Genomic DNA, 25,773 nt, shown 5'->3' on the forward strand with positions numbered 1-25,773 from the left:
GGCCTGTTCAACACGAACCAACCGGCGCATACGTGGGCCTTGCAGCTATCGAAGGCCACGCAGGAGATTTTATGTCAGTAGCTACTCCCTCTCGCGAAGATTTCGCGGCCCTTCTCGAAGAGTCTTTTGCCAAGAACGATCTGGCCGAAGGCTATGTCACCAAGGGCATCGTCACCGGCATCGAAAAGGATGTCGCCGTTGTTGACGTCGGCCTGAAGGTCGAAGGCCGCATCGCGCTCAAGGAATTCGGCGCACGCGCCAAGGACGGTTCGCTGAAGGTCGGCGACGAAGTCGAAGTTTACGTCGAGCGCATCGAAAACGCCCTTGGCGAAGCTGTTCTGTCGCGCGAGAAGGCTCGCCGCGAAGAAAGCTGGATCAAGCTCGAAGCCAAGTTCGAAGCTGGCGAGCGCGTCGAAGGCGTGATCTTCAACCAGGTCAAGGGCGGCTTCACGGTCGATCTCGACGGTGCGATCGCCTTCCTGCCGCGTTCTCAGGTCGACATCCGCCCGATCCGCGACGTTTCCCCGCTGATGCACAACCCGCAGCCCTTCGAAATCCTCAAGATGGACAAGCGCCGCGGCAACATCGTGGTTTCGCGCCGTACGGTTCTGGAAGAATCCCGTGCCGAGCAGCGTTCTGAAATCGTTCAGAACCTCGAAGAAGGCCAGGTTGTTGACGGCGTCGTCAAGAACATCACCGATTACGGTGCGTTCGTTGACCTCGGCGGCATCGACGGCCTGCTGCACGTTACCGACATGGCATGGCGCCGCGTCAACCATCCGTCGGAAATCCTGAACATCGGCCAGCAGGTCAAGGTTCAGATCATCCGCATCAACCAGGAAACCCACCGCATCTCGCTCGGCATGAAGCAGCTCGAGTCCGATCCGTGGGATGGCATCCAGGCGAAGTATCCGGAAGGCAAGAAGATCTCCGGTACCGTCACGAACATCACCGACTACGGTGCGTTCGTCGAACTGGAGCCGGGCATCGAAGGCCTGATCCACATCTCGGAAATGTCCTGGACCAAGAAGAACGTACACCCCGGCAAGATTCTATCCACGAGCCAGGAAGTCGAAGTCGTCGTTCTCGAAGTCGATCCGTCCAAGCGCCGTATCTCGCTCGGCCTCAAGCAGACGCTGGAAAATCCGTGGGCAGCATTCGCCCGCAACAACCCGGCTGGCACTGAAGTCGAAGGCGAAGTCAAGAACAAGACCGAATTCGGCCTGTTCATCGGCCTCGACGGCGACGTTGACGGCATGGTGCACCTTTCTGACCTCGACTGGAACCGTCCGGGCGAGCAGGTCATCGAAGAGTTCAACAAGGGCGATGTCGTCAAGGCTGTCGTTCTCGATGTTGACGTCGAAAAGGAACGCATCTCGCTCGGCATCAAGCAGCTCGGCAAGGATGCAGTCGGCGACGCCGCTGCCTCTGGCGACCTGCGCAAGAATGCAGTCGTTTCCTGCGAAATCACCGCAGTCAACGATGGCGGCATCGAAGTGAAGCTCGTCGAACACGAAGACATCACCTCGTTCATCCGCCGTGCAGATCTCGCACGCGACCGCGACGACCAGCGTCCGGAACGCTTCTCGGTTGGCCAGGTTGTTGACGCCCGCGTCACCAACTTCTCCAAGAAGGACCGCAAGATCATGCTGTCCATCAAGGCTCTGGAAATCGCAGAAGAGAAGGAAGCCGTCGCTCAGTTCGGTTCGTCCGACTCCGGCGCTTCGCTCGGCGACATCCTGGGCGCGGCTCTGAAGAACCGCGGCGAGTAATCGCTTCAAGCATTGAAACAAAGAACCCGCCGGAGCGATCCGGCGGGTTTTTCTTTGACCTGAATTTTGGAAGTGCCGTTATTCCCAGCCGACCATGCGCTGATAGAGCGCGAAAACCGGATCGGCGACCGGAGGCTCTTCGTGGCGCGCTTCGATCTCGGGAAGATCGGCGGGCACCCTGCCCTGCGGACGCTGCTCCTGCTGAGAGGCCGATTGCTGCTCCTCGCCAGACTGCGCATCCTGCTCTTCTTCGCCCGCACTGCCTTCATAGTCGCTGCGATGCATCTGGCCATCGCGGCGTTCGGCGCCATCCTTGGCGAATTGATAGGGCTGAGCGATATAGCCGACGCCGTCGGGTGAGCGCAGCAGACCGGCTTTCTGAACCATCTCGGCAAGATCGGCCGGTAGGATCTGCGGCTGGGCGACGATCTCCTTCTGCTGGCGAGCGAGCTGGGCCGGATCGGCTGCAGGCGCTGCGCGTGCCGCTTCCGCCGGCGCGGCTTTGGCGCTCGCCATCTGGTCCGGACCATCCATCGCTTCGCTGATGTCATCACTCGCCGGCTGATCGAGCGCTGCTTCGATATCCTCAGGTGCGTCCGCCAGGACCTCGAGAAGCGTTGCGGTCTCCTGTTCGTTGATGATGGCGACCAGCAGTTCGGATGCTTCCTCGGTGATCGACGCGAGAACAGCAGGCCAGATCTTCGGAATATCGGGTTCGGCGCGCTCCCTGGCGAGCGGCGCGTGTGGCGCTTCGGCTTCCTCAAGCACCTGCGGCGCATCAGGCGCCATCGCTTCCGTTTCCGGTTGCTCCGGGTCTTCCGATGCGGCAGCCTGCGCCAATTCGTTGGCGGCCAGCGGCTCTTCGGCAATCTCTTCGATCTCGTCAACCGGTAGATCGGACAAACCGGCAAGCGGAGAAGGCTGGGCCGCAACTGCTGCCGGTCTGGCTTGCGCCTGCGGTCGCGCTTCATGCGCTGCATCGGTCCCTGATTTCGGAGCCGGCAGAACGCTGTCTTCGTGCAGTGCGATGTCAGGTCGTGGTTCTGCCCGAAGCGGTGAAGCATCGTTCTGGCGATACGAACGAACGACCGCGCGAGCCACCAGATCGCGATCCTTGTAGCGGACGGTCTCCAGATAGGCGACGACCCGGGCGGCTTCCGGCCCTGCAGGATTCTTCAGTGCTTCGGCGATCAGGCGCAGCGGCAGCGTGTGGCCATCGGCGGCGAGCTGCGTTTCGATCTCGTTGATGCGGGTTGCAGGCAGCTTCTGGATGACATCGGCAAGGCGGGACGCGAAGGTAAGATTGGTTTCGCCATCCTGACGCGGCAGCGGCAGGGCCACGGATGCTGCATTGATGGCATCGAGCAGCGCGTCGAACATGCGTTCGCGGGCTGCCGCCAAGAGGAGGTTAAGCTTTCCGGCAATTGCCGAATTCAGATCGGAGCCTTCGACCGCCTGAACGGGCGCCGGGGCAACGATCGACCGGGCAAGTCCGCTAGCGACAATCGCCGCAGCCTGTCCGTTGGAAGAAAGACTCGTATTTGACGCTGCACGAACCGGAGTCAACATGGCATGCTCCTACTTTCGCAAGTGACAATCGAAGCAGATCACACGAGGGTCGCGCTCATCGGACCCCTCGCATTCTTCCGCAGATCCTCCCGTCCGCATGGCGCGTCATCGCACCGACGAATGCTTAAAAATTGATGATGATTCTACCGAATGGCCGTTAATGAAAAACTAACGGCCGGACAGGATGCCAATCCCGCCCGGCCGTCTCATGGCTCTCAAAGATCGCGTTGCTCAGCTGTGGGCGAAAATATCGGTCTCTTCCCAGCCGAGAAGATCAAGCTTGGCGCGGGTGGGCAGGAACGCGAAGCAGGCGGTGGCGTGGTCGAATCGGCCATCGCGCAGCAGGCGCTCGGTCAGCTTGTCGCGCAGCGCATGGAGATGGAGCACGTCGGACGCTGCATATTCGAGCTGGGCCTGCGAGAGCGTTGCCGCCGCCCAATCCGAGGATTGCTGCGTTTTGGAGATATCGACCTCCAGCATCTCTTTCAGATTGTCCTTCAGGCCGTGGCGATCCGTATAGGTGCGCGACAGGCGCGAGGCGATCTTGGTGCAGAAGACAGGTGTCGTGGTCACGCCGAAGGTGTGGAACAACACGGCGATATCGAAGCGGCCGTAGTGGAAAATCTTCTGGCGCGCCGGATCGGCCAGCATCATCGTCAGGTTCGGCGCTTCCTTCTGGCCGGAGGCGATACGGATGACGTCGGCCGTGCCGTCGCCCGGCGACAACTGGACGACACAAAGACGGTCGCGGCGCGGAACGAGACCCAGCGTCTCGGTATCGATCGCGATTGCGCCCTTGTAGCGCGCGGCATCCGCCGCGGAGATATCGCCTTCATGATAACGGATGGTGGCGGCCATGGCTCTTCTTTTACCTCGCGTGTTTCTTCCGGCGCTATAGCGCAAAGGCGCTGGCGGCGATACGGCTTTCGACCTCAGAAGGTTGGCGGCGTATTGATCCAAAGCAGCACCGTCTCGCCGTCGTGGCGGTTGCGCCAGGAATGATAGCGGCGGCTTTCGAAATAAAGCGAGTCTCCAGGGCCGAGATCGAAGAACTGGTCGGAATCGAGCACCAGCTCCAGACGACCCGACAGGACATGCATGAATTCCTCGCCCTCATGCCGGTAGGCGCCTTCGCTGGTGGCGCCGGGCGCCAGCACGAAACGGTGGCAATCCATCATCCGCCGCCCTTCGGCCAGCAGCTGCACGGTCACGCCCGGTGTGGTTTCCGGCCAGGTGCGCCATTCGCCGGAGCGGACGACCGCCGTGGCATCATCGGCTTCTTCGCCCGAGAGGCGCGAAACGGTGGTGCCGTAATATTCGGCGAGATCATGTAGGGTCTTGAAGCTGACGCCCTGCGACGTGCGCTCCAGCGTCGATAGCGTCGATGACGTGATGCCCATCTCGCCAGCGACCTGATCCAGCGTCTTGCCGGCGGCATGGCGAAGGCTGCGGAGCCGGCGGCCGATATCGGACGCGCCGGCTGTCTCGCCATTGTCGCCGGAGGGCTCTTCGCTTTCCAGCGCCTCGCGGATCGCGGCCGGGTTTAGGCCACGCTCGACACGATACCAGGAAATCTTCTTCAACCGCGCGACGTCATCGGCGCTGTATTGCCGGTGGCCGGTTTCCGAACGATCAGGCACAAGCAGGCCCTGGCTTTCCCAAAGCCGTACGGTGGAGGCGGAAATTCCCGCCAGCCGCGCTGCCTCGGCGACCTTGTAGCGCACCGGCCCGTTACTGTTCATTCGCCAATAAATCCCTGATTCCGTGGTGCTTTATGCATCCTGCCGCGACAGAATCTCTGGTCGTGAGCATCCATCAAAAGGCGTGATGTTTGAAGCAAAAAATGCCGCTTGATTTCTTGCAGGAAAAATGTAGGACTTTTCTATATATCTTGCAGAACTTATGCAAGATAATTCCCAATCCCTTTGAGCGCAGGAGCGCATAGATGAACGCGACCACCCTTACGGACCGGAAGAATGCCGCAATTTCCCGCGGCGTCGGCATGACGACACAAATCTACGCCGACCGCGCAGAGAATGCCGAAATCTGGGACAAGGAGGGCCGCCGCTACATCGATTTCGCCGCTGGCATCGCGGTTCTGAACACCGGCCACCGCCATCCGCGCGTCATCGCTGCCGTCAAGGACCAGCTCGACCATTTCACCCACACCTGCCACCAGGTCGTGCCCTACGAAACCTATGTGCATCTTGCCGAACGCCTGAACGAGCTGGCGCCCGGCAACTTCGCCAAGAAGACGATCTTCGTCACCACGGGTGCGGAAGCCGTAGAGAATGCCGTGAAGATCGCCCGCTCCGCGACCGGCCGTTCCGCCGTCATCGCCTTCGGCGGCGGCTTCCATGGCCGTACCTTCATGGGCATGGCCCTGACCGGCAAGGTCGTGCCTTACAAGGTCGGCTTCGGCGCGATGCCTGGCGATGTCTTCCACGTGCCCTTCCCGGTCGAGCTGCATGGCGTCAGCGCCGAGCAGTCGCTCGCAGCCTTGAAGAAGCTGTTTGCTGCCGATGTCGATCCGCAGCGTGTTGCCGCCATCATCATCGAGCCCGTGCAGGGCGAAGGCGGTTTCTATGCGGCACCTGTCGCCTTCCTGAAGGCGCTGCGCGAACTTTGCGACCAGCACGGCATCCTGCTGATTGCCGACGAAGTGCAGACCGGATTTGCCCGTACCGGCAAGATGTTTGCGATGGATCACCATGAGGTCGCCCCTGACCTAATGACCATGGCGAAGAGCCTCGCGGGCGGCTTCCCGCTCGCCGCCGTCACCGGCCGCGCCGAGATCATGGATGCGCCCGGCCCCGGCGGCCTCGGCGGCACATATGGCGGCAATCCGCTCGGTATCGCCGCCGCTCATGCCGTTCTGGATGTCATCAAGGACGAAGACCTCTGCAACCGCGCCAACCAGCTGGGCGGCCGCCTGAAGCAGCGTCTGGAATCGCTGCGCGACAAGGTGCCGGAGATTGTCGATATCCGCGGCCCGGGCTTCATGAACGCCGTCGAATTCAACGACAAGACCACCAAGCTGCCGAGCGCCGAATTCGCCAACAAGGTGCGCCTGATCGCGCTGGAGAAGGGTCTCATTCTTTTGACCTGCGGCGTGCACGGAAACGTCATCCGCTTCCTTGCCCCGATCACCATTCAGGACAATATCTTCGGCGAAGCGCTCGATATCCTCGAAGCCTCCATTCTTGAAGCAAGCGCGGGCAAGTAACCGCCTTCGGAGTAAATGACATGGCATTCACGACCGCACTGACCAAACACGTTCCCTTCTCCTCGCCATTCCTGCGCGACGCAGGTTTCATCAACGGCGAATGGACGAAGGGCGGCGCAACGAAAACCTTCGACGTTCTGAACCCGTCCACCGGCGAAGTTCTGGCCTCGCTGCCTGATATGGGCGCTGCAGACACCCGCAAGGCGATTGACGCAGCCTATGCAGCCCAGCCAGCCTGGGCGGCAAAACCCGCCAAGGACCGCAGCGCCATCCTGCGCAAGTGGTTCGACCTGATGGTCGCCAATGCCGACGAGCTGGCGGCGATCCTGACAGCCGAAATGGGCAAGCCATTTGCGGAAGCGCGCGGCGAAATCCTCTACGCTGCCGCTTACATCGAATGGTATGCGGAAGAAGCCAAGCGCATCTACGGCGAAACCATTCCGGCACCGTCGAACGACAAGCGGATGATCGTCATCAAGCAGCCGGTCGGCGTCGTCGGCACGATCACGCCCTGGAACTTCCCGGCAGCGATGATCACCCGCAAGATCGCGCCGGCGCTTGCCGTTGGCTGCACCGTCGTTTCGAAGCCGGCCGAGCAGACGCCGCTGTCGGCCATCGCGCTTGCGGTTCTCGCCGAACAGGCCGGTGTTCCCGCCGGTGTCTTCAACGTCATCGTCGGCGAAGACGGCCCCGCGATCGGCAAGGAGCTCTGCGGCAACGACAAGGTGCGCAAGATCAGCTTCACCGGCTCGACCGAAGTCGGCCGCATCCTGATGCGCCAGTGCTCCGATCAGATCAAGAAGGTCAGCCTCGAGCTCGGCGGCAACGCACCCTTCATCGTCTTTGATGATGCGGATCTCGATGCAGCCGTCGAAGGTGCGATCGCCTCGAAGTATCGCAATGCCGGCCAGACCTGCGTCTGCGCCAACCGCCTCTACGTGCAGTCTGGCGTCTACGATGCCTTCGCGGCCAAGCTGGCCGCCAAGGTTGAAGCCATGTCTGTTGGCGACGGCTTCACGTCGGGCGTCACCATTGGGCCGCTGATCGACGAACAGGGCCTCGCCAAGGTCGAGGACCATGTCAGCGACGCGGTCTCCAAGGGTGCCAAGGTGCTGACCGGCGGCAAGCGTATTGAAGGTGCCGGCACCTTCTTCACGCCGACCGTACTCACGGGCGTTGCCAAGGGCATGAAGGTCGCCAGGGAAGAGACCTTCGGCCCCGTCGCGCCGCTCTTCCGCTTTGACACCGTTGAAGAAGTCATCCAGCAGGCCAATGACACCGAGTTCGGCCTCGCCGCCTATTTCTTCGCGGGCGACCTGAAGAAGGTCTGGAAGGTTGCGGAAGCGCTGGAATACGGCATGGTTGGCATCAATACCGGCCTGATGTCGACGGAAACCGCGCCCTTCGGCGGTATCAAGCAATCCGGCAACGGCCGCGAAGGCTCGCGCCATGGCGCCGATGATTACCTCGAGATGAAATATCTCTGCATCGGCAATCTCTAAAATCGAAAGGGCGCCTCCGGGCGCCCTTTTCATTTCGGCATTCAATAATGCGGCGGCCTTGTCACCGCCGGCGCTTCCAGCGATTGCTCTTCGAGCGACAGGAAGCGTTCCGTCAAACGGTCCAGTTTCGCCCGGGTCTGTTCGACCACTTTCCATTGCTCGGCAAGCTGATCCGAAAGCTCTTCGATGATCTTTGCCTGATGGGCCAAGGCTTCTTCAAGCTGGGTAATGCGGCTGATGTCTTCGGCCATGGTTGTTCTCCACCGGTTTGCTGCTCTTCCAAAACCTATAGCGGCGGCGGCGTCAATGGGGCGCCCGGCATCGATTCCTAAAGTGAACTCATTGGTTACTAATGGGCCTTGCCGTGTCTTTGATCGTGGAGTAGGCCCTAACCCATCAGGGAGGAAATCTTATGGATTCACGAAACGGCTTTCTTCACCAGGACCGGCTTTTTCCGGCCGATCCGGCAACCCGCAGCATCGCGCGCGACCTCTACGAGACCGTCGCCGGTTTGCCGATCGTCAGCCCGCACGGGCATACCGAGCCCTCGTGGTTTGCTGACGACAAGCCCTTTGAAGATGCCGCCTCGCTGCTCGTCATCCCTGACCATTACCTGTTCCGCATGCTGCACAGCACCGGCACCAAGCTCGATGAACTGGGCGTCCCCCGACTTGATGGCAAGCCTGTCGCCAAGGGCCGTGACATCTGGCGCGCTTTCGCTGCCAAATATCATCTCTTCCGCGGCACGCCGTCCAGCCTGTGGGTCGATCATGCGATGTCTGCCGTGCTCGGCTGTACCGAACCGCTGACGCCTGAGAATGCCGACACGCTCTACGATCATATCAACGATCAGCTTGCCAAGCCCGAGTTCCACCCGCGTGCCCTGCACCAGCGCTTCGGCATCGAGACGATCGCCACGACGGAAGGCGCGCTGGATCCGCTGGTCCATCACCAGAAGATGCAGAAGGATGGCTGGATCGGTAAGGTTCGTACGACATACCGCCCTGACAGCGTTACCGATCCTGACGCTGTCGGCTTCCGCGACAATCTCATCAAGTTCGGTGAGATCACCGGCTCTGACGTCACCAAATGGGACGGCATGATCGACGCGCATCGCAAGCGCCGCGCCTATTTCCGCCAGTTCGGCGCCACAGCGACCGACCACGGCGTGCCGACCGCATTCACCGCGGATCTCTCGGCCACCGAGCGGCAAGCGCTTCTCGACAAGGCACTGAAGGGTCCACTTTCGGCTGCCGATGCCGAGCTGTTCCGTGGTCAGATGATGACCGAGATGGCCGGGCTTTCGGCCGAAGACGGCATGGTCATGCAGATCCACGCGGGCTCGCGCCGCAACACCGACAGCGGTCTCTTTGCGACCCGCGGTCCGAACATGGGCGCCGATATCCCGACCCGGACTGACTGGATCGGCGGGCTCAATGCGCTGCTGTCCAAGTACGGCCATTCGCAGGGCCTTCGCATCCTGCTCTTCACGCTCGACGAGACGACCTATTCGCGCGAGCTGGCGCCGATGGCCGGACATTGGGAATGCCTGATGATTGGGCCACCCTGGTGGTTCCACGACAGCCCGAATGGCATTCGCCGCTATCTCGACCAGGTCGTCGAGACTGCGGGTTTTGCCAATCTGGCCGGCTTCAACGACGATACCCGCGCCTTGCTCTCGATCCCCGCCCGCCACGACGTCTGGCGCCGCGAGGTTTGCGGCTTCCTGGCGCAGCTTGCCGCCGAGCACCGCATCTCCCGGAAGGATGCGGCGATCGTCGCGCGCGAACTCTCCTATGACAACGCGAAGAAGGCCTACAAGCTGTGAGCAATCGACTGAAGGACCTGAACGGCCTGGCGCCGACCGCAAAGCTTCCCGCCTATGACCGCAGCACGCTGAAGGCGGGCATCCTGCATCTCGGCCCCGGCGCCTTTTTCCGTGCCCATTTCGCGCCGTTTACGGATGCGGCGCTGGCCGCTGAAGGCGGCGACTGGGGCATCGAGGTGGCGAGCCTGCGAACACCTGATGTTGCCGATAATCTGAATGCCCAGAACGGCCTCTACACCGTGCTGATCCGCGACACGTCAGGCACGACGGCTGAGGTGATCGGCCCGATCCTGAAGGCGCATGTGGCGCCGCGCGATCCGTCGCTGCTCTTGTCGCGTCTCGAAGACCCGGCGATCCGCATCGTCAGCCTGACGGTGACGGAAAAAGCCTATGGCCTCGACGTGCGTACCGGCGGACTTGATCTTACGCATCCGGATGTTGCCGCCGATCTTGCCGACCGGCACGCGCCGCGCGGCGTCGTCGGCTATCTGGTCGAAGGCTTTGCCCGCCGCCGCAACAAGGGTATCGCCCCTTTCACACCGCTCAGCTGCGACAATCTGCCGAGCAACGGTGCGGTGCTGAAGCGCCTCGTGCTCGATTTCGCCGGCCGCGTCGATCCGGAGCTTCGCGCCTGGATCGAAACCAACGTCCCCTTCCCCTCGACCATGGTCGACCGCATCACGCCCGCCAGCACCGACGCCACCTATGCGGACGCCGAGCGGCTGACCGGGCGCCAGGATCTGGCCGCCATCGAGACGGAGCCCTTCACCCAATGGGTGATCGAAGACCATTTCGCCAACGGCCGCCCGGCATGGGACAAGGCCGGCGTGCTGATGGTCGATGAAGTCTCGGCCTACGAGAAGATGAAGCTGCGCATGCTCAACGGCGCGCATTCGCTGCTCGCCTATCTCGGCTATATAGGCGGCTATGAATATATCCGCGATGTCATGGACGACGAGGGATTGGCAGCTCTTGCCCGACGCCAGATGAATGCTGCGGCCGAGACGCTCGATCCGGTCCCCGGCATCGATCTCGACCATTATGCCGACGAACTGATAGCGCGCTTTGCAAACAAGGCGATCGCCCACCGTACCTACCAGATCGCCATGGACGGAACGCAGAAGCTGCCGCAGCGCCTGCTGGAGCCGGCAACCGAAGCACTGGCCCACGGCAGCAAGGCCGAGACCTACGCCATCGCCGTCGCTGCATGGATGCGCTATGCCATCGGCGTCGACCGCAACGGCAAGGCCTACGAGTTGCGTGATCCCCGTGCGGAGGAGATTGCGGCGCTGCTCGCTGATATCCCACGCAACGGTGGGGCCGTTTCGGCGGCGTTGTTCAAGCTGCCGGGGCTGTTCCCGAAGGCATTGACGGACAATGTTGGCTGGACCGAGGATGTGGCGAACAAGCTGGATATTCTGATCCAGGATAACAGGCTGCCGTTGTATTGAGGCGGTCTGGCAAGGCCGATACCGTCCGCCACCCTCATCCCTGTGCTCGTCACAGGGATCCAGCGGCCCAAGTCCTTGGGCCGAGAAGACTCTTAATTCCTCGTTGATTCGTTCACGGCGCAGAAGCGCCGTGGCTGGATTCCTGTGACAAGCACAGGAATGAGGGAAGCAGAGGTGCGCCTACCCCTTCACCCTCTTCATCTCCGGGTCATACAACGGCTTCAGCAACACCGAGCACGGCACCCGCTCGCGGGCGACATCGAGCTCGTACTTGCCCGACAGCACAAAATCCTCCGTCACACCGTCGACGTTGCGGACGTAGCCGTAGCCAATCGCCTTGCCGAGCGTGTAGCCGTAGCCGCCGCTCGACAACCATCCGACGCGCTTTCCATCGCGATAGATGGTTTCGCGGCCGAGCAGGACGACATCAGGATCATCGGGCACGAAGCAGGCGAGCATCTTCTTGACGCCGCCTGTCAATTGACGCTCCACGGCCTCGCGGCCGCGGAAGGGGATGTTCTTCTTGGTCTTCACGGCCCAGGCAAGCCCGGCTTCGACCGGCGTATGGTCGGGGCCGATATCCGATCCCCAGGCGCGATAGCCCTTTTCCAGGCGGCAGCTTTCGATGGCGCGGTAGCCGGCGTTGATGAGACCGAGGCCGTTTCCGGCGGCCATCAACGCATCATAGACGGTCGTTGCATACTCGACCGGCACATGCAGCTCGTAACCGAGCTCACCGACATAGGTGATGCGCAGTGCCCTGACCGGGCAGCCTGCGATGCCGACGGTCTTGACGCGGCCGAAGGGGAAGGCGGCGTTCGAGACATCCGATGAGGTGACCTTCTCCAGCACGGCGCGGGCTTTCGGGCCCATCAGCGACAGAACCGAATAGGCGGAGGTGACATCGACCAGCTCGGCCTGCATGCCGTCAGGAATATTGCGGGCTATCCAGTCGAAGTCGTGGGTCGCAAATCCCGTGCCGGTGACGATGTAATATTCGTTCTCGGCGATGCGGGCGACGGTGAGATCGCATTCGATACCGCCCTTGTCGTTCAGCATCTGGGTATAGACAAGCGAGCCTACAGGCTTTGCCACGTCGTTCGAAGCGATCCAGCCGAGCGCTGCTTCGGCATCGCGGCCCTTCAGCACGAACTTGGCGAAGGAGGTCTGGTCGAAGATGACGGCCGCCTCACGCACGGCCTTGTGCTCGCGGCCAACGGCATCGAACCAGTTCTGCCTGTTGTAGCTGTAGATATCCTTCGGCTCCTCGTTGGCGAAGAGATCGGCGAACCAGTTCGGCCGCTCCCAGCCGAGTTTCTCGCCGAAGCAGGCGCCCTGCGCCTTCAGGCGATCGTAGAGCGGCGACTTGCGACAGGGGCGACCGCTCGAATGCTCTTCGAAGGGGAAGGCCAGCGTATAATGCTTGCCGTAGGCCTCCAGGGTGCGGGTGCGGACCCAGTCGGTGTCGAAATGCGGGCGGCCGAAGCGGCGGATATCGACCGGCCAGAGATCGTAGGGCGGCTCTCCCTTCGCCACCCATTCGGCCAGCGCCATGCCGGCACCGCCGCCGGACGCGATGCCGAAGGCGTTGAAGCCGGCACCGACGAAGAAGTTCTTCAGCTCCGGCGCTTCGCCGAGGATAAAGTTGCCATCGGGCGTGAAGCTTTCCGGTCCGTTGAGCAACTGTTTCACACCGGCGGTTTCGAGAGCCGGAACGCGAGCCAGCGCCTGTTCCATGATCTGCTCGAAATGATCGTAGTTGCTGTCAAGCAGCGTGTAGTGGAAACCGTCGGGAATGCCGCCAGTCGCCCAGGGAATCGGATTCGGCTCGTAGCCGCCCATGACAAGACCGCCAACCTCTTCCTTGTAGTAGGTCAGGCGATCGGGATCGCGGAGTGTCGGCAGGTTCGAGGGAACGCCGAAGGATTCGGTGATCAGATATTGATGCTCGACAGAGACGAGCGGCACATTCACGCCGAAGCGCGCCGCAAAGGCCCGCGTCCATTGACCGGCGCAGACGACGACGCGCTCGCATTCGATGCGGCTATCGGCGGTGATGACGGCGCGGATACGGCCCTTGTCGATTTCGAGATCGATGACTTCGGTGTCTTCGAAGATCGAGACACCGGCCATGCGGGCGCCACGAGCAAGCGCCTGAGTGATATCAGAGGGGTTGGCCTGACCATCGGTCGGGAGGTAGGCCGCACCGACGAGGTCATCAATCGTCATCAGCGGCCAAAGATCGAAAGCCTCCTGCGGCGTCAGCAGATGCATTTCTAGGCCGAAGGACTGCGCCGTGGTCGCCTGGCGCTTCACCTCGGTCCAGCGCTCCTCGTTGCAGGCAAGCCTCAGGCCGCCATTCATCTTCCAGCCGGTGCCAAGTCCGGTCTCGGCTTCGAGCTTCTTGTAGAGATCGACGGAATAGCCGAGCAGCTGGGTGATATTGGCGCTGGTGCGCAGCTGGCCGACGAGGCCGGCAGCGTGGAAGGTCGTGCCCGATGTCAGCTTCTTCCGCTCGAGCAGCACGGTATCGGTCCAGCCGAGCTTGCCGAGGTGATAGGCCGTCGAGCAGCCGATGATACCGCCGCCGATGACCACGGCCTTCGCCGTCTTCGGTAATTCCTTCGTCATTCTACTGATCCTGTTCAAATGCCTTGTAGGCGCGCTCGAAGCGCGCGAGATTTTCGGCGGTATAGGCGGCGTAATCGAAATCGATGGTCGAATGGATCTCGGAGACCATGCTCCAGAGCGTCTCGCGCAGCAGAGAGGCGCATTTCATCGCGCTGTAGCGGCGCCAGAGATCGGGGGTCAGCGGCTTTTCGAAATAGCTTTCAAGCATCGTCCGCTCGGCGGCTTCCGGGAGTTCGCTGTTGGAGGCAAGGCCGCCGAGATCGAAGAGCGGCGTGTTGAAGCCGGCATAGTCCCAGTCGATCAACCAGAGCCGTTTGCCGTCATCGAGGAAATTGGCGGCCAGCAGATCGTTGTGCCCGAAGCCGATTTCGAAGGGGCCGGCCGTAGCTTCGAGACGCTTGGCCTTTTCAAGCAAGCCGGGTAGAAGCGGTGCGTAGGCGCTACCTGCTGCGGCAAGATTAGCCGCATAATCCCGGATCACGTGGAAGACCCAGAAGATCATCGCCTGGCCGCGGAAGTGGCGAGCGATGTCGCCGTGGCAGGACCGGACCAGCGGCAGCGTCCGCAGCAAGGTTGCTTCATCCTGCAGATCAGCCGCAGACAGCGCCCGCGATTCGATGAAATCCAGGACGAGGATGCCGGGCGCGTGATGGATGACGGCGGGCGAAAGGCCCGCGGCATGAGCAGCGATGCTGGCGGCGAGCTCATTCTGGCGGTTGATGTGATGAACCGGGATATCATCGCCCAACCGGACGACGCGCCGCGTGCTGCGATCCCGGACGAGGTAGTTGCGGTTGGTGATGCCGCCGGTGATAGGTTCGATCTCGAGCGGTCCGTGCCAGATGCCGAGTGCATGAATCCTATCTTCAGGCGTCACGCTTGTCCCCCTCGCGGCCCATTTTCAAAATGATGGGCCAGAGGAGGATCGGCTGTCAAGCAGAGGCCCGGTCAGATCGTGGCGCCGGACGCATCGAAGACGTGACAGCGGGCCGGATCGAAGGAGGTCTTCACATTGGTGCCGCGCTCGACCTTTTGCTGGCCATCGAGAGCGATGGTCAGCTGCTGGCCATCCGGCGTCGTCGTGTAAAGCATCGTCGCGCCGCCGAGATTTTCGACGAGATCGACATTGACGGTCGCAAGCGCCGTTCCGGCATCGGCAACGCCGAGATGCTCAGGGCGAATTCCGAATGTCACATCCTGGCCTGCGGAGCCCTTCAGGCGCCGTGGCAGGCGGATCGCACTGCCGCAGACGCTGACGGTCGTGTCCCCGTCATTCACCTGGTCGATCTTCGCCTTGAGAAAGTTCATCTTCGGGCTGCCGATGAAACCGGCGACGAAGCGGTTGGCCGGGTTGTTGTAGAGGTCGAGCGGGGCGCCGACCTGCTCGATGCGGCCGGAATTCAGCACGACGATCTTGTCCGCCATGGTCATGGCCTCGACCTGATCGTGCGTCACATAGATCATCGTATTGCCGAGGCTGCTGTGCAGGCGGGAAATCTCGACGCGCATCTGCACGCGCAGTTCCGCATCGAGGTTCGACAGCGGCTCGTCGAAGAGGAAGATGCGTGGCTCCCGGACAATGGCGCGGCCGATGGCAACACGCTGGCGCTGGCCGCCGGAAAGTGCCTTGGGCTTGCGTTCCAGCAGCTTTTCGATCTGCAGAATCTCGGCGGCGCGGCGCACCTTCGGCTCGATTTCAGCCTTTTTGTAGCCGGCTGTCTCCAGCCCGAAAGCCAGATTCTTGTAGACAGACATATGCGGATAAAGCGCATAGGACTGGAACACCATGGCGATCCCGCGCTTTGCCGGCGCGACCTCGTTCATGCGCTCGTTGTCCAGAAGCAGCGCGCCGCCCGAGATTTCCTCGAGCCCGGCTATCATCCGCAGCAGCGTGGACTTGCCACAGCCGGACGGGCCGACGAAGACGGTGAACTCACCGGGATCGATCGTCAGGTCGATGCCATGAATGACATCCAGGGAACCGTAGCGCTTCTCGACCTTTTGAAGAACGACACTTGTTGCCATCTTCCCAAATCCTCTCCTGATCCCGTTATCGCGTTTTTGCACGCCAGTCGGCGTATTTGGGGCTCTCCGGCCCGATCGGCAGCGCAACGTCAGCTCCGCTGTCCGAGGATTGATAGATTGCCGTCACCAGCTCCAGAGCGCGGCGCGCATCTGCCGACGTCACCGGCAGCGGCCCATTGCCGCTGAGATAGTCGTGGAAGCGGACCATTTGCGTGTTGAAGCGCGGCGCCACCGGCTGCCACTTCGCAAGCGCTTTATCGATCTGCGCCTGCACGTCATCATTTGCGGCGATGATCTGCCAGGGCCCTTTGCCTGGCGAGTATGGCTCGTGATTGCTCTCGAACGTGACGTTTTCGAAATGCAGCCGGAGGCGGCTGATTTCCTGCTGGGAGCCCAGGGTGCACGAAAGCGACACGAAGGCGCCGTTCTGCATCTCAAGGCTCACCGAGGCACAGTCTTCCACCTCGATATCGTTGACGCGGGTGGCAACACGGCCGAAGACCCGCGCGGCCGGGCCGGCCAGATGGAAGAGCATATCATGCAGGTGCAGCGCATGCGTGACCAGCACACCGCCAAGCTCGGTCGCCCATTTGCCGCGCCAGGGCACGGCGTAATATTCGGGTTTGCGCAGCCAGAAGGTCTCAACCGAACCCATATAGAACTTGCCTGCAATGCCTGTATCGATGATGCGCTTCGCCTGCTCGATGCCATCGCCGTAGCGATACTGGAAGATCGGCATCAGCGTGCCCGTGGCCGTCTTCTCGGCACGCATGATCTCGTCGACGCCAGCCAGCGATCCCGTCAGCGGCTTTTCGCAGACGACATGCTTTCCGGCTGCAAGCGCTGCGATCACCTGCTCCTTGTGGATGCCCGGCGGCGTGCAGATATCGATGATGTCGATGCCGTCGTCCGCCAACAACTCGTCGAAGGACGTGGTGCGGCGCTCGATGCCGAATTCGTCGCCGACGGTCTTCAGCCGTTCCTCGTTCAGATCGCAGATCGCCGCGACCTTGAAGCGATCGGGATGTGGCAGGTAGCCCTCGACGATATGCGAACGGCCGATACCGCAGCCGACGATGGCGACAGTCTTTATGCTCATGTCACTCTTTCCCATCGGCATCAGCGCTTCATGCCTGTTGTGGCGATGCCTTCGATCAGCAGGCGCTGGAAGAACAGGAAGAAGAAGAACACCGGCACCAGCGTCAGCGTCGACATGGCGAACAGGCCACCCCAGTCCGATGCGCTGGTCGAGTCGACAAAGGTGCGCAGGCCGAGCTGGATCGTGTATGTGTTCATATCGTTCAAATAGATCAGCGGCCCGAAGAAATCGTCCCAAGTCCAGATGAAGGAGAAGATGGCAGCCGTTGCCAGCACCGGCAGCGACAGCGGCAGCATGATCTTCCAATAAATGCGCCAGGCGCTGCAGCCATCCATCATCGCCGCTTCATCAAGCTCACGCGGAATGCCACGGAAGAACTGCACCATCAGGAAGATGAAGAAGGCGTCGCTCGCCAGGAACTTCGGTACGACCAGCGGCAGGATGGTGTTGACCCAGCCGAGGTTGAGGAACAGCACATATTGGGGGATCAGCGTCACGTGATACGGGATCATCAGGGTGCCGAGCATGATCGCGAACCAGAAATTCCGGCCGGCAAAGCGCAGACGCGCGAAGGCGAAAGCCGTCAGCGAGCAGGCGATGACATTACCAGTGACCGTCAGCAGCGAAATAACCAGCGAATTCCAGAAGAAGCGCCCGAAGCTGATATCGAGGCCGGTCCAGCCGCGCACATAGGACGCGAAATCGATTGATGACGGGATGATCGAGGTCGACGAGAAGATCTCGTTTTCCGGGCGCACGGAGGCCGAGAGCATCCAGAGCAGCGGATAGAGCATCAGCAGCGACGCACCGATCAGCAGGGCATGGACGACGATCGAACCCGGCAGGCTGCGCTTGTTAATGTCGGATGGCGGCCTGGCCGCGGTAACTGCAGCGGTCATCTCAGTCATCGTAGTGAACCCAATAGCGCGAGGACAGGAACGAGAAGGCGGTGAAGATCGCGATGATGACCACCAAGATCCACGCGAGTGCCGAAGCGTAGCCCATGCGGAAATTGCCGAAGGCTTCCTGATAGAGATAGAGCGTATAGAACAGCGTCGAATTGATCGGACCGCCGGTGCCGCCTGAGATGATGAAAGCAGGCGTGAAGGCCTTGAAGGCTTCGATCGTCTGCACCACGGCATTGAAGAAAATGACGGGCGTCAGAAGCGGCAGCGTGATCTTGTAGAACTGGCGGAATGTCGAGGCGCCGTCGAGGCTGGCCGCCTCATACATATCCTGCGGGATCTGGCGCAAACCGGCAAGGAAGATGATCATCGGCGAGCCGAACTGCCAGACGGACAGCGCCACCAGCGTGTAGATCGAATAGCTCGGATGCGAGATCCAGCTCGGTCCTTGAATGCCGAACTGTGCCAGCGCCGCATTGACCAGGCCGTCACCGGCGAAAAGCTGCCGCCAGAGAACGGCGATGGCGACACTGCCGCCAAGCAGCGAGGGCAGATAGAAAATGGCGCGGTAGACAGGAAGACCGCGAATGCCCCGGTTCAGCGCCATTGCCACCATCAGCGCAAAAGTGAGCTTGAAGGGGACGGAGAGCACGACATAGGTCAGCGTCACCTTCATCGCCGCGGCGAATTTGGGATCGGCGGTGGCGATGCGCACATAATTGTCCGTGCCGACCCAGCCCGGCGCTCTCAACATGTCGAAGTCCGTAAACGACAGGTACAGAGAAATCAGGGCGGGGCCGAGCGTCAGCCCGAAAAAACCCAGGAGCCAGGGCAGCAGGAAGAGATAGCCTGGAGCATTGGCATTCCACATCCGCCTGAGGCGGCTGTCTGCCACTGCTCCCTGGTAACGTTCCACCGTCACGGCTCCGTCGGCCGTTGTGCGCATCGCATTGTTCATGTGGTTCAACCCCGCGCGAGGACGCGCGTAATTTCATCCACGAGCTGCTTGCCGGCATCGGCAGGGGTTACCTGACCGAAGGCAACCTGCTCGGCGAGCTGGCGCAGAACCGTCTGGCCTTCACCGGCGCCTGTCGGCGGCGGTGGCGGCAACGGACCGGCGAGATCGCCAAGATTGGCCACGTAGTTCAGCGGGATCTTGCCGACATCATCGAGCGTACCGGCGACGACATCACGCATCGACTTCGATTCCGGAATGCCGCGCTCGACGTCGAGCACCTTGGCGGCATCGGGATTCATGACGAAGAAGTTGACGTAATCGACGGCCTGATCCAGCACCTTGGACTGCGCCGACACCGAGAAGAACATCGATGGCTTACGGTAGTGGCCGCCCTTCGAGTCCGCGGTGACGCGCGGGTAGTTGCTGAGCGTCAGCTTGTCCTTGACGACGGCCTGGAAGCCGACGAACTGGTTGCTGTGCGCGTAATCGATCGCAGCCTTGCCCATCGTCAGCGGGGCGGTGTCGATCGTATCCTTGTAGAGCGCCTGAACATCAGGCGGCACACAGGCACCGGCCTCACGGAACTTCGCCCACATGTCGAACCATTCGGACGCATCTTCGACGCCAAAGGCGATCTTCGAATCCGCCGTGTACAGCGCCTTGCCGCGCTGGCGAACGTAGTTTTCGAAGAGCGGCTCGGCGCCGCTGCCATCGGCAAAGCCGAAGAAGCCCTTGCGCTTGCCTGCCTTGGTGATTTCGGCGCCGATCTTGCCGAGTTCTTCCCAGGTCGTCTTGTTGTTCGGGGCTTCGACGCCTGCTTCCTGCAGCGCAACAGTGTTGATTACAGTCGCTGCCGAGTTCGCGCCGAGGCTGATGCCATAGAGATGGCCATCGACCTTGCCGCCTTCGATCTGAGCCGGATCGAAATCGCCGAGCTGCAGCTTCGAGGGCATATAGGATTCCAGCGGAGCAAGAGCGCCGCGCCGGGCATATTCGACGATATAACGGTAATCCATCTGGATCACGTCAGGGGCGTTCTTGCCGGCGACCTGGGTCGCGAGCTTCTGCCAGTAATCGCCCCAGCCCAGGAATTCGCCGGTGATCGAAACACCGGAATTCTTGGCCTTGTAGAGATCCGACACCTTGTTGGTGCGGTCTGCGCGGGGCTGAGAGCCCCACCAGATCAGGCGGAGACGGGCGTCCTGCGCAAATGCAGGGGCACCCATACCCGAAAGCGCGAGCAGCGAAGCCCCTCCCGCCATGAAGCCACGTCTATTAATGCTGAATGTCATCTGTTTTTCCTCCTCCCTTGGGGAGCGCCTCCACACGCTCCTTGCTGGTTTCTCTTGCAACAAATAACTAATTGGTTACAAGCTATGGACAAGCACGAAGCCTGTCAAGCGGTCTTGGTTTCGCGAGGTCTCCTCTTCGAATTTCGCTTGTACAACCTCGCACCGAAGCCTTATGAGCGCAACATTAGCGTCTGGGGAGATAAGCCGATGAACGATACCGGCCAGACTGGGGACAAGAAAAAGCAGAAGCGTGCCAGCGGCGAGCGGGTGCTTCAGCGCGACCCTGAACGAACCAAGGCGGCGATCCTTGAGGCGGCAACGCAGGAATTTGCCGAAAACGGCATGGGCGGCGCCCGCGTCGATGCGATCGCCGAACGTGCCGGCACCAACAAGCGCATGCTCTACCACTATTTCGGCGACAAGGAGCAGCTGTACCTGCGCGTGCTCGAAGAAGCCTATGTCGGCATCCGCACCGCCGAACGCGCGCTGCATATCGGCGACCGCAATCCGGAAGAAGGCATCACGGAACTCGCTCTCTTCACCTGGCGCTATTTCCTCCAGCATCCGGAATTCCTCAGTCTGCTCGGAACTGAAAATCTGCATCGCGCCCGCTGGCTGCGCCAATCGGTGCGGCTGAAGGAGCTTCACTCGCATCTGATTGGCGAACTGGCCCAGGTGCTTGAACGCGGCAAAAAGGAAGGCGTCTTCATCGAGACGGCAGATCCGCTGCATGTCTATCTGACGATCGCATCGCTCGGATATTTCTATCTTTCCAACCAGTACACGCTCTCGACCATCTTCGGCCGCCCCCTGATCGAGACCACGAATCTGGACACCTGGGAGCGCCATATCGTCCACGTGACGCTCGCCTCCATTAAGCGCTGAGAAGCCGAAACGGATTTGCCTATTGACAGGTCCGGTTTCCTTCTGCCATCAAGTAACTGTTTAGTTACTGGCTTGGGAGGGCTGGGCCAAGCCCGCTCCCTGCCGGAAAACGATTGGCAGGGAGGAACAAATGGCACGTCTCGGGATCATTTTGCACGGCGTTACAGGCCGCATGGGATACAATCAGCACCTGGTGCGATCGATCCTGGCCATCCGCGATCAGGGCGGCCTTCTGCTGAAATCGGGGGAACGGCTGGAGATCGATCCGATCATTGTCGGCCGCAACCGCGACAAGATGGAAGAGCTGGCGAAGAAGCATAACATTAAGCGCTGGTCGACCGACCTTGACGCCGCACTTGCCAACCCCGACGACCATATTTTCTTCGACGCCGGCACGACGCTGATGCGTGCCGAGCTGCTGTCCCGGGCGCTTGACGCCGGCAAACATGTCTATTGCGAAAAGCCGATTTCCGACGACCTGCAGGTTGCGGTCGATCTTGCCCGGAAGGCCCGCTCTTCCGGGCTCAAGCACGGCGTCGTTCAGGACAAGCTGTTCCTGCCGGGGCTGCGCAAGCTGGCGCTGCTGCGCGATTCCGGCTTCTTCGGCAAAATTCTCTCGGTGCGCGGCGAGTTTGGCTACTGGGTGTTCGAGGGCGACTGGGGCGTGCCGGCACAGCGTCCGTCCTGGAACTACCGCAAGGGCGACGGCGGCGGCATCATCCTGGATATGCTGTGCCACTGGCGCTACGTGCTCGACAATCTCTTTGGCGAGGTGAAATCCGTCTCCTGCCTCGGTGCCACCCATATCGGCAGCCGCGTCGACGAACAGGGCAAGACCTATCCTTGCGATACCGACGACGCCGCCTACGCGACCTTCGAACTTGAAGGCGGGGTGATCGCGCAGATCAACTCGTCGTGGGCGGTTCGCGTCCGCCGCGACGACCTCGTAACGTTCCAGGTCGACGGCACGCATGGTTCCGCGGTCGCGGGGCTAACGAAATGCTGGACCCAGCACCGCGTCAATACGCCGAAGCCGGTCTGGAATCCCGATCAGCCGCAGACGATCGACTTCTACAAGACCTGGGACGAGGTACCGGATACGCAGGTCTTCGACAACGGCTTCAAGGCGCAGTGGGAAATGTTCCTGCGCCATGTCGCCGAGGACGCGCCGTGGCCCTATGGCATGGAGGCTGGCGCCAAGGGCGTGCAGCTCGCCGAACTCGGCCTGAAGTCCTGGGCCGAACGCCGCTGGCTCGACGTTCCCCGGCTGGAATTCTGATCATGGCAAGAACGATCAATCTCCCGCTGGACGGCAAGATCGCGCCCTATCAGCTGACCGGCGTGCCGATCGAGCTGAAGACGCGCGATGCCAAGGATTTTCCGCGCGTCGTCTATGCGGCCGCCCATGTGGTGGCCGATCCGCTTCAAGACAACGACCCGTGGCTGACACCGGCGATCGACTGGGAGCGGACGCTTGCGTTTCGCCACCGGCTCTGGGATCTCGGCCTCGGCGTTGCCGAGGCGATGGATACGGCTCAGCGCGGCATGGGCCTCGGCTGGCCTGAGGCCCGTGAGCTGATCCGCCGGGCGCTGCGCGAAGCACGCACCCGCAAGGACGCGCTGATTGCCTGCGGCGCCGGCACTGATCATCTGACACCTGGTCCTGATGTGACGGTCGATACGATCATCCGGGCTTACGAAGAACAGATCGAAGCCATCGAGTCCGAGGGCGGACGCATCATCCTGATGGCAAGCCGGGCGCTGGCCGCCGCCGCCAAGGGCCCGGACGACTATATCCGCGTCTATGACCGCATCCTTCGCCAGGTCAAGGAACCCGTGATCATCCATTGGTTGGGTGAAATGTTCGACCCGGCGCTCGCAGGCTACTGGGGCAACGCCGATCACATCAGGGCAATGTCGACGAGCCTTCAAGTGATCGAAGCCAATGCCGCCAAGGTCGATGGCATCAAGATTTCGCTGCTTTCGAAGGAAAAGGAAGTGGCGATGCGCCGCCAGTTGCCCAAGGCGGTGCGCATGTACACCGGCGACGACTTCAACTATGCCGAACTGATCGCCGGCGACGAAGAGGGGCATTCGGACGCCCTGCTCGGCATTTTCGATGCGATCGCACCGGCGGCTTCGGCGGCAATGGACGCGCTCGGGCGCCACAGCAACAACGAGTTCTTCGACCTGCTCGACCCGACCGTTCCGCTGTCGCGCCACATCTTCAAGGCGCCGACCCGCTTCTACAAGACCGGTGTGGTGTTCCTTGCCTATCTGAACGGGCTGCAGGACCATTTCGTGATGGTCGGCGGACAGCAGAGCACAAGGTCTCTGACGCATCTCGCCGAACTGTTCCGGCTGGCTGACAAGGCGCGTGTCCTCGCCGATCCCGATCTCGCGGTCAGCCGCATGAAGCAGGTGCTTGCCGTTCACGGCGTGCAGTGAACCATCAGGCAGGGAGGATATAACATGCAGGTCGAAGGACTTTCGATCAATCTCGCAACGATCCGCGAGCAATGCGGCTTTGCCGAAGCCGTCGATCTCTGCCTGAAGCACGGCATCACCAAGATCGCGCCCTGGCGCGATCAGATCGCCAAGGCCGGTCTCGACGAGGCTGTCCGTATCGTGAAGTCGAACGGCCTGAAGCTGACCGGCCTTTGCCGAGGGGGCTTCTTTCCGGCGGCTAATGACCGCGATTGGCAGAAAAACCTCGACGACAACCGACGAGCGATCGACGAGGCCGCTGCGCTTGGCGCCGATTGCCTGGTGCTCGTTGTCGGTGGATTGGCGGGTGGATCGCGGGATATCAGTGTTGCCCGGCAGATGGTTTCGGACGGGATCGCCGCCGTCCTGCCGCATGCGAAAGCCTCGGGCGTTCCGCTGGCGATCGAGCCACTGCACCCGATGTATGCCGCCGACCGCTCCTGCGTGAATACCCTGCGCCAGGCGCTCGACATGTGCGAACTGCTCGGCACCGATGTCGGCGTCGCCATTGACGTCTATCACGTCTGGTGGGATCCGGAACTCGCCGAGCAGATCGCCCGTGCCGGGCGGATGAAGCGCATCTTCGCGCACCATATCTGCGACTGGCTGGTGCCGACCAAGGACATGCTGACCGACCGCGGCATGATGGGCGACGGCGTGATCGATCTCAAAGGCATCAGGCAGATGATCGAGAAAGCGGGCTTCTTCGGCGCCCAGGAGGTCGAAATCTTTTCGGCAGACAATTGGTGGAAGCGCCCGGCGGAGGAGGTCATCGCCACCTGCGTCGACCGGTATCATGGCTGCTGCCTAGTTTAATTGGATATATTCGTTTCAGCACGTATGAAGGAGGATCATTCGATGGAGAAGCGCCGTTTTGCACTGATAGGGACCGGCAATCGCGGGACCACGATGTGGGGGAAAGATCTGCTCGCCGGCTGGCGGGAGCATGTCGATCTCGTCGCCATCGTCGAGAAGAATTCGCTGCGCGGCGAGCGGGCACGCACGATGATCGGCAGCAATGCCCCCATCTATGACGACATCGAGGCGATGCTGAAGGAGGTCAAGCCCGACCTCGTGATCGTCTGTACGCCTGACCATACCCATGACGCGATCGTCGTACGGGCGCTCGAGGCCGGGATCGACGTGATCACCGAGAAACCAATGACGACGGCGGTCGACAAGATCCGGCGGATCATGGACGCCGAGAAGCGGACAGGCCAGCGCGTCGATGTTTCGTTCAACTACCGCTATTCGCCGACGGCAGCGCGCATCAAGGAGCTACTGAACTCCGGCGAGATCGGCCGCGTCACCTCCGTCGATTTTCATTGGTACCTGAACACCAAGCACGGCGCCGACTATTTCCGTCGCTGGCATGCCTATACCGAGAATTCGGGCAGCCTCTTCGTCCACAAGGCGACACACCATTTCGATCTGCTGAACTGGTATCTCGACAGCGATCCCGAAGCCGTCACATCCTTTGCCGACCTGCAGAATTACGGCCGCAAGGGGCCGTTCCGCGGCCCGCGCTGCAAGATCTGTCCTCACACCGCCGACTGTGACTACTATCTTGACCTCGAGGCAGATCCGTTCCTGGACACGCTTTACGAGGACCCCTCGAAGATCGACGGCTATTTCCGCGACGGCTGCGTCTTCCGCGAGGATATCGACATACCCGATACGATGGTGGTCAGTATCCGCTACCGCAATAACGTGCATGTCTCCTACTCGCTGAACACCTTCCAGCCGATCGAGGGGCATCACCTCGCCTTCAACGGCACCAAGGGCCGGATCGAGGTTCGCCAACACGAAACGCAGCCATGGGAGGTGAAGAAGGAAGACGAAATCCTGCTGATCCGCAATTTCCCTAACGGCAAGGAAGCGCTCGAACGTATCGTCGTTCCACATTCGTCCGGCGGGCATTACGGCGGCGACGACCGGATGCGCAATATGATCTTCAAGCCCGGCATCGAAGATGGACTGCATCAGCGCGCCGGTACGCGCGCCGGGGCAATGTCTGTTCTCTGCGGGATTGCAGCATTGGAGAGCTCGCGCACCGGCAAGGTGGTTACGCTCGCCGAGCTGATGCCAGAGCTCGCGAATGACGGCTCGCCAAATAGCGTAAAAGCCGGCTAATAAAATCGAA

At 61.4% G+C, this 25,773-nt stretch carries 21 protein-coding genes; 10 read left to right on the top strand and 11 right to left on the bottom strand.

Features of this window, described 5'->3' with window-relative positions; all coding sequences use genetic code 11:
- Positions 1-71 precede the first annotated feature (71 nt).
- Positions 72-1,772, top strand: coding sequence for a 30S ribosomal protein S1 (gene rpsA / locus AC1DIJ_RS11885; protein ID WP_112384986.1), 1,701 nt, complete (start codon positions 72-74; stop codon positions 1,770-1,772).
- Between the two features lie 78 nt (positions 1,773-1,850).
- On the opposite strand, the gene AC1DIJ_RS11890 is transcribed toward rpsA, so the two are convergent.
- The 3 genes from AC1DIJ_RS11890 to AC1DIJ_RS11900 all read right to left on the bottom strand — a co-directional run bounded on the left by AC1DIJ_RS11890 (position 1,851) and on the right by AC1DIJ_RS11900 (position 5,083).
- Positions 1,851-3,341 (bottom strand): ribonuclease E domain-containing protein, encoded by a 1,491-nt coding sequence (locus AC1DIJ_RS11890; protein WP_112384985.1) that lies wholly within the window; start codon positions 3,339-3,341, stop codon positions 1,851-1,853.
- A gap of 231 nt (positions 3,342-3,572) precedes the next feature.
- The gene (locus tag AC1DIJ_RS11895; protein ID WP_112384984.1) at positions 3,573-4,199 is read right to left on the bottom strand and encodes a ribonuclease D; all 627 of its coding nucleotides are present in this window, start codon (positions 4,197-4,199) and stop codon (positions 3,573-3,575) included.
- Positions 4,200-4,273: 74 nt separating this feature from the next.
- Positions 4,274-5,083 carry a MerR family transcriptional regulator gene (locus AC1DIJ_RS11900; protein WP_112384983.1) on the bottom strand — a complete coding sequence of 270 codons (810 nt, stop codon included), beginning with the start codon at positions 5,081-5,083 and terminating at the stop codon, positions 4,274-4,276.
- 203 nt (positions 5,084-5,286) lie between these two features.
- Here AC1DIJ_RS11900 and AC1DIJ_RS11905 point away from each other — a divergent pair, with 203 nt between their 5' ends.
- Positions 5,287-6,567 (top strand): 4-aminobutyrate--2-oxoglutarate transaminase, encoded by a 1,281-nt coding sequence (locus AC1DIJ_RS11905; protein WP_112384982.1) that lies wholly within the window; start codon positions 5,287-5,289, stop codon positions 6,565-6,567.
- Positions 6,568-6,587: 20 nt separating this feature from the next.
- Complete coding sequence (locus tag AC1DIJ_RS11910; protein WP_112384981.1) at positions 6,588-8,069, top strand: NAD-dependent succinate-semialdehyde dehydrogenase; 1,482 nt, start codon at positions 6,588-6,590, stop codon at positions 8,067-8,069.
- A gap of 41 nt (positions 8,070-8,110) precedes the next feature.
- On the opposite strand, the gene AC1DIJ_RS11915 is transcribed toward AC1DIJ_RS11910, so the two are convergent.
- Positions 8,111-8,320 (bottom strand): SlyX family protein, encoded by a 210-nt coding sequence (locus AC1DIJ_RS11915; RefSeq protein WP_112384980.1) that lies wholly within the window; start codon positions 8,318-8,320, stop codon positions 8,111-8,113.
- A gap of 161 nt (positions 8,321-8,481) precedes the next feature.
- Between AC1DIJ_RS11915 and uxaC the strand changes: the two genes are divergently transcribed.
- Entirely contained in the window at positions 8,482-9,897 is a 1,416-nt protein-coding gene (gene uxaC / locus AC1DIJ_RS11920) for a glucuronate isomerase (protein WP_112384979.1), read from the top strand.
- Entirely contained in the window at positions 9,894-11,348 is a 1,455-nt protein-coding gene (locus AC1DIJ_RS11925) for a mannitol dehydrogenase family protein (protein ID WP_112384978.1), read from the top strand. Before uxaC ends, AC1DIJ_RS11925 begins: the two co-directional genes overlap by 4 nt.
- A 180-nt stretch (positions 11,349-11,528) precedes the next feature.
- Here AC1DIJ_RS11925 and AC1DIJ_RS11930 read toward each other — a convergent pair whose 3' ends face one another.
- From AC1DIJ_RS11930 to AC1DIJ_RS11960, 7 genes are all read right to left on the bottom strand, one after another.
- Positions 11,529-13,979, bottom strand: a complete 2,451-nt coding sequence (locus AC1DIJ_RS11930) for an FAD-dependent oxidoreductase (RefSeq protein ID WP_112384977.1) — start codon at positions 13,977-13,979, stop codon at positions 11,529-11,531.
- Position 13,980: 1 nt separating this feature from the next.
- A complete protein-coding gene (locus AC1DIJ_RS11935; RefSeq protein WP_112384976.1) occupies positions 13,981-14,856 on the bottom strand; it encodes a choline kinase family protein in 876 nt (291 codons plus the stop codon).
- A gap of 71 nt (positions 14,857-14,927) precedes the next feature.
- Positions 14,928-16,004: a sn-glycerol-3-phosphate ABC transporter ATP-binding protein UgpC gene (locus AC1DIJ_RS11940; protein ID WP_112384975.1), complete on the bottom strand. Its 1,077-nt coding sequence runs from the start codon at positions 16,002-16,004 to the stop codon at positions 14,928-14,930.
- A 25-nt stretch (positions 16,005-16,029) separates the two neighbouring features.
- Positions 16,030-17,103 carry a Gfo/Idh/MocA family protein gene (locus tag AC1DIJ_RS11945; protein WP_112384974.1) on the bottom strand — a complete coding sequence of 358 codons (1,074 nt, stop codon included), beginning with the start codon at positions 17,101-17,103 and terminating at the stop codon, positions 16,030-16,032.
- A 20-nt stretch (positions 17,104-17,123) separates the two neighbouring features.
- Positions 17,124-18,011 (bottom strand): carbohydrate ABC transporter permease, encoded by an 888-nt coding sequence (locus AC1DIJ_RS11950; RefSeq protein ID WP_112384973.1) that lies wholly within the window; start codon positions 18,009-18,011, stop codon positions 17,124-17,126.
- The gene (locus AC1DIJ_RS11955; RefSeq protein WP_112384972.1) at positions 18,004-18,966 is read right to left on the bottom strand and encodes a carbohydrate ABC transporter permease; all 963 of its coding nucleotides are present in this window, start codon (positions 18,964-18,966) and stop codon (positions 18,004-18,006) included. The genes AC1DIJ_RS11950 and AC1DIJ_RS11955 overlap by 8 nt, the downstream gene beginning before the upstream one ends.
- Before the next feature lie 5 nt (positions 18,967-18,971).
- On the bottom strand, positions 18,972-20,258 hold the full coding sequence (locus tag AC1DIJ_RS11960) for an ABC transporter substrate-binding protein (protein WP_112384971.1): 1,287 nt from the start codon (positions 20,256-20,258) through the stop codon (positions 18,972-18,974).
- A gap of 207 nt (positions 20,259-20,465) precedes the next feature.
- Between AC1DIJ_RS11960 and AC1DIJ_RS11965 the strand changes: the two genes are divergently transcribed.
- The 5 genes from AC1DIJ_RS11965 (at position 20,466) to AC1DIJ_RS11985 (ending at position 25,763) form a co-directional block, all read left to right on the top strand.
- Positions 20,466-21,143: a TetR/AcrR family transcriptional regulator gene (locus AC1DIJ_RS11965; protein ID WP_112384970.1), complete on the top strand. Its 678-nt coding sequence runs from the start codon at positions 20,466-20,468 to the stop codon at positions 21,141-21,143.
- 130 nt (positions 21,144-21,273) lie between these two features.
- The gene (locus AC1DIJ_RS11970; RefSeq protein ID WP_112384969.1) at positions 21,274-22,422 is read left to right on the top strand and encodes a Gfo/Idh/MocA family protein; all 1,149 of its coding nucleotides are present in this window, start codon (positions 21,274-21,276) and stop codon (positions 22,420-22,422) included.
- Positions 22,423-22,424: 2 nt separating this feature from the next.
- Positions 22,425-23,591 (top strand): dihydrodipicolinate synthase family protein, encoded by a 1,167-nt coding sequence (locus tag AC1DIJ_RS11975; RefSeq protein ID WP_112384968.1) that lies wholly within the window; start codon positions 22,425-22,427, stop codon positions 23,589-23,591.
- Positions 23,592-23,615: 24 nt separating this feature from the next.
- Positions 23,616-24,446, top strand: coding sequence for a sugar phosphate isomerase/epimerase family protein (locus AC1DIJ_RS11980; RefSeq protein ID WP_112384967.1), 831 nt, complete (start codon positions 23,616-23,618; stop codon positions 24,444-24,446).
- 42 nt (positions 24,447-24,488) lie between these two features.
- The gene (locus AC1DIJ_RS11985; protein WP_112384966.1) at positions 24,489-25,763 is read left to right on the top strand and encodes a Gfo/Idh/MocA family protein; all 1,275 of its coding nucleotides are present in this window, start codon (positions 24,489-24,491) and stop codon (positions 25,761-25,763) included.
- Positions 25,764-25,773 lie beyond the last annotated feature (10 nt).

Source organism: Rhizobium sp. 10N427 (assembly GCF_056394605.1).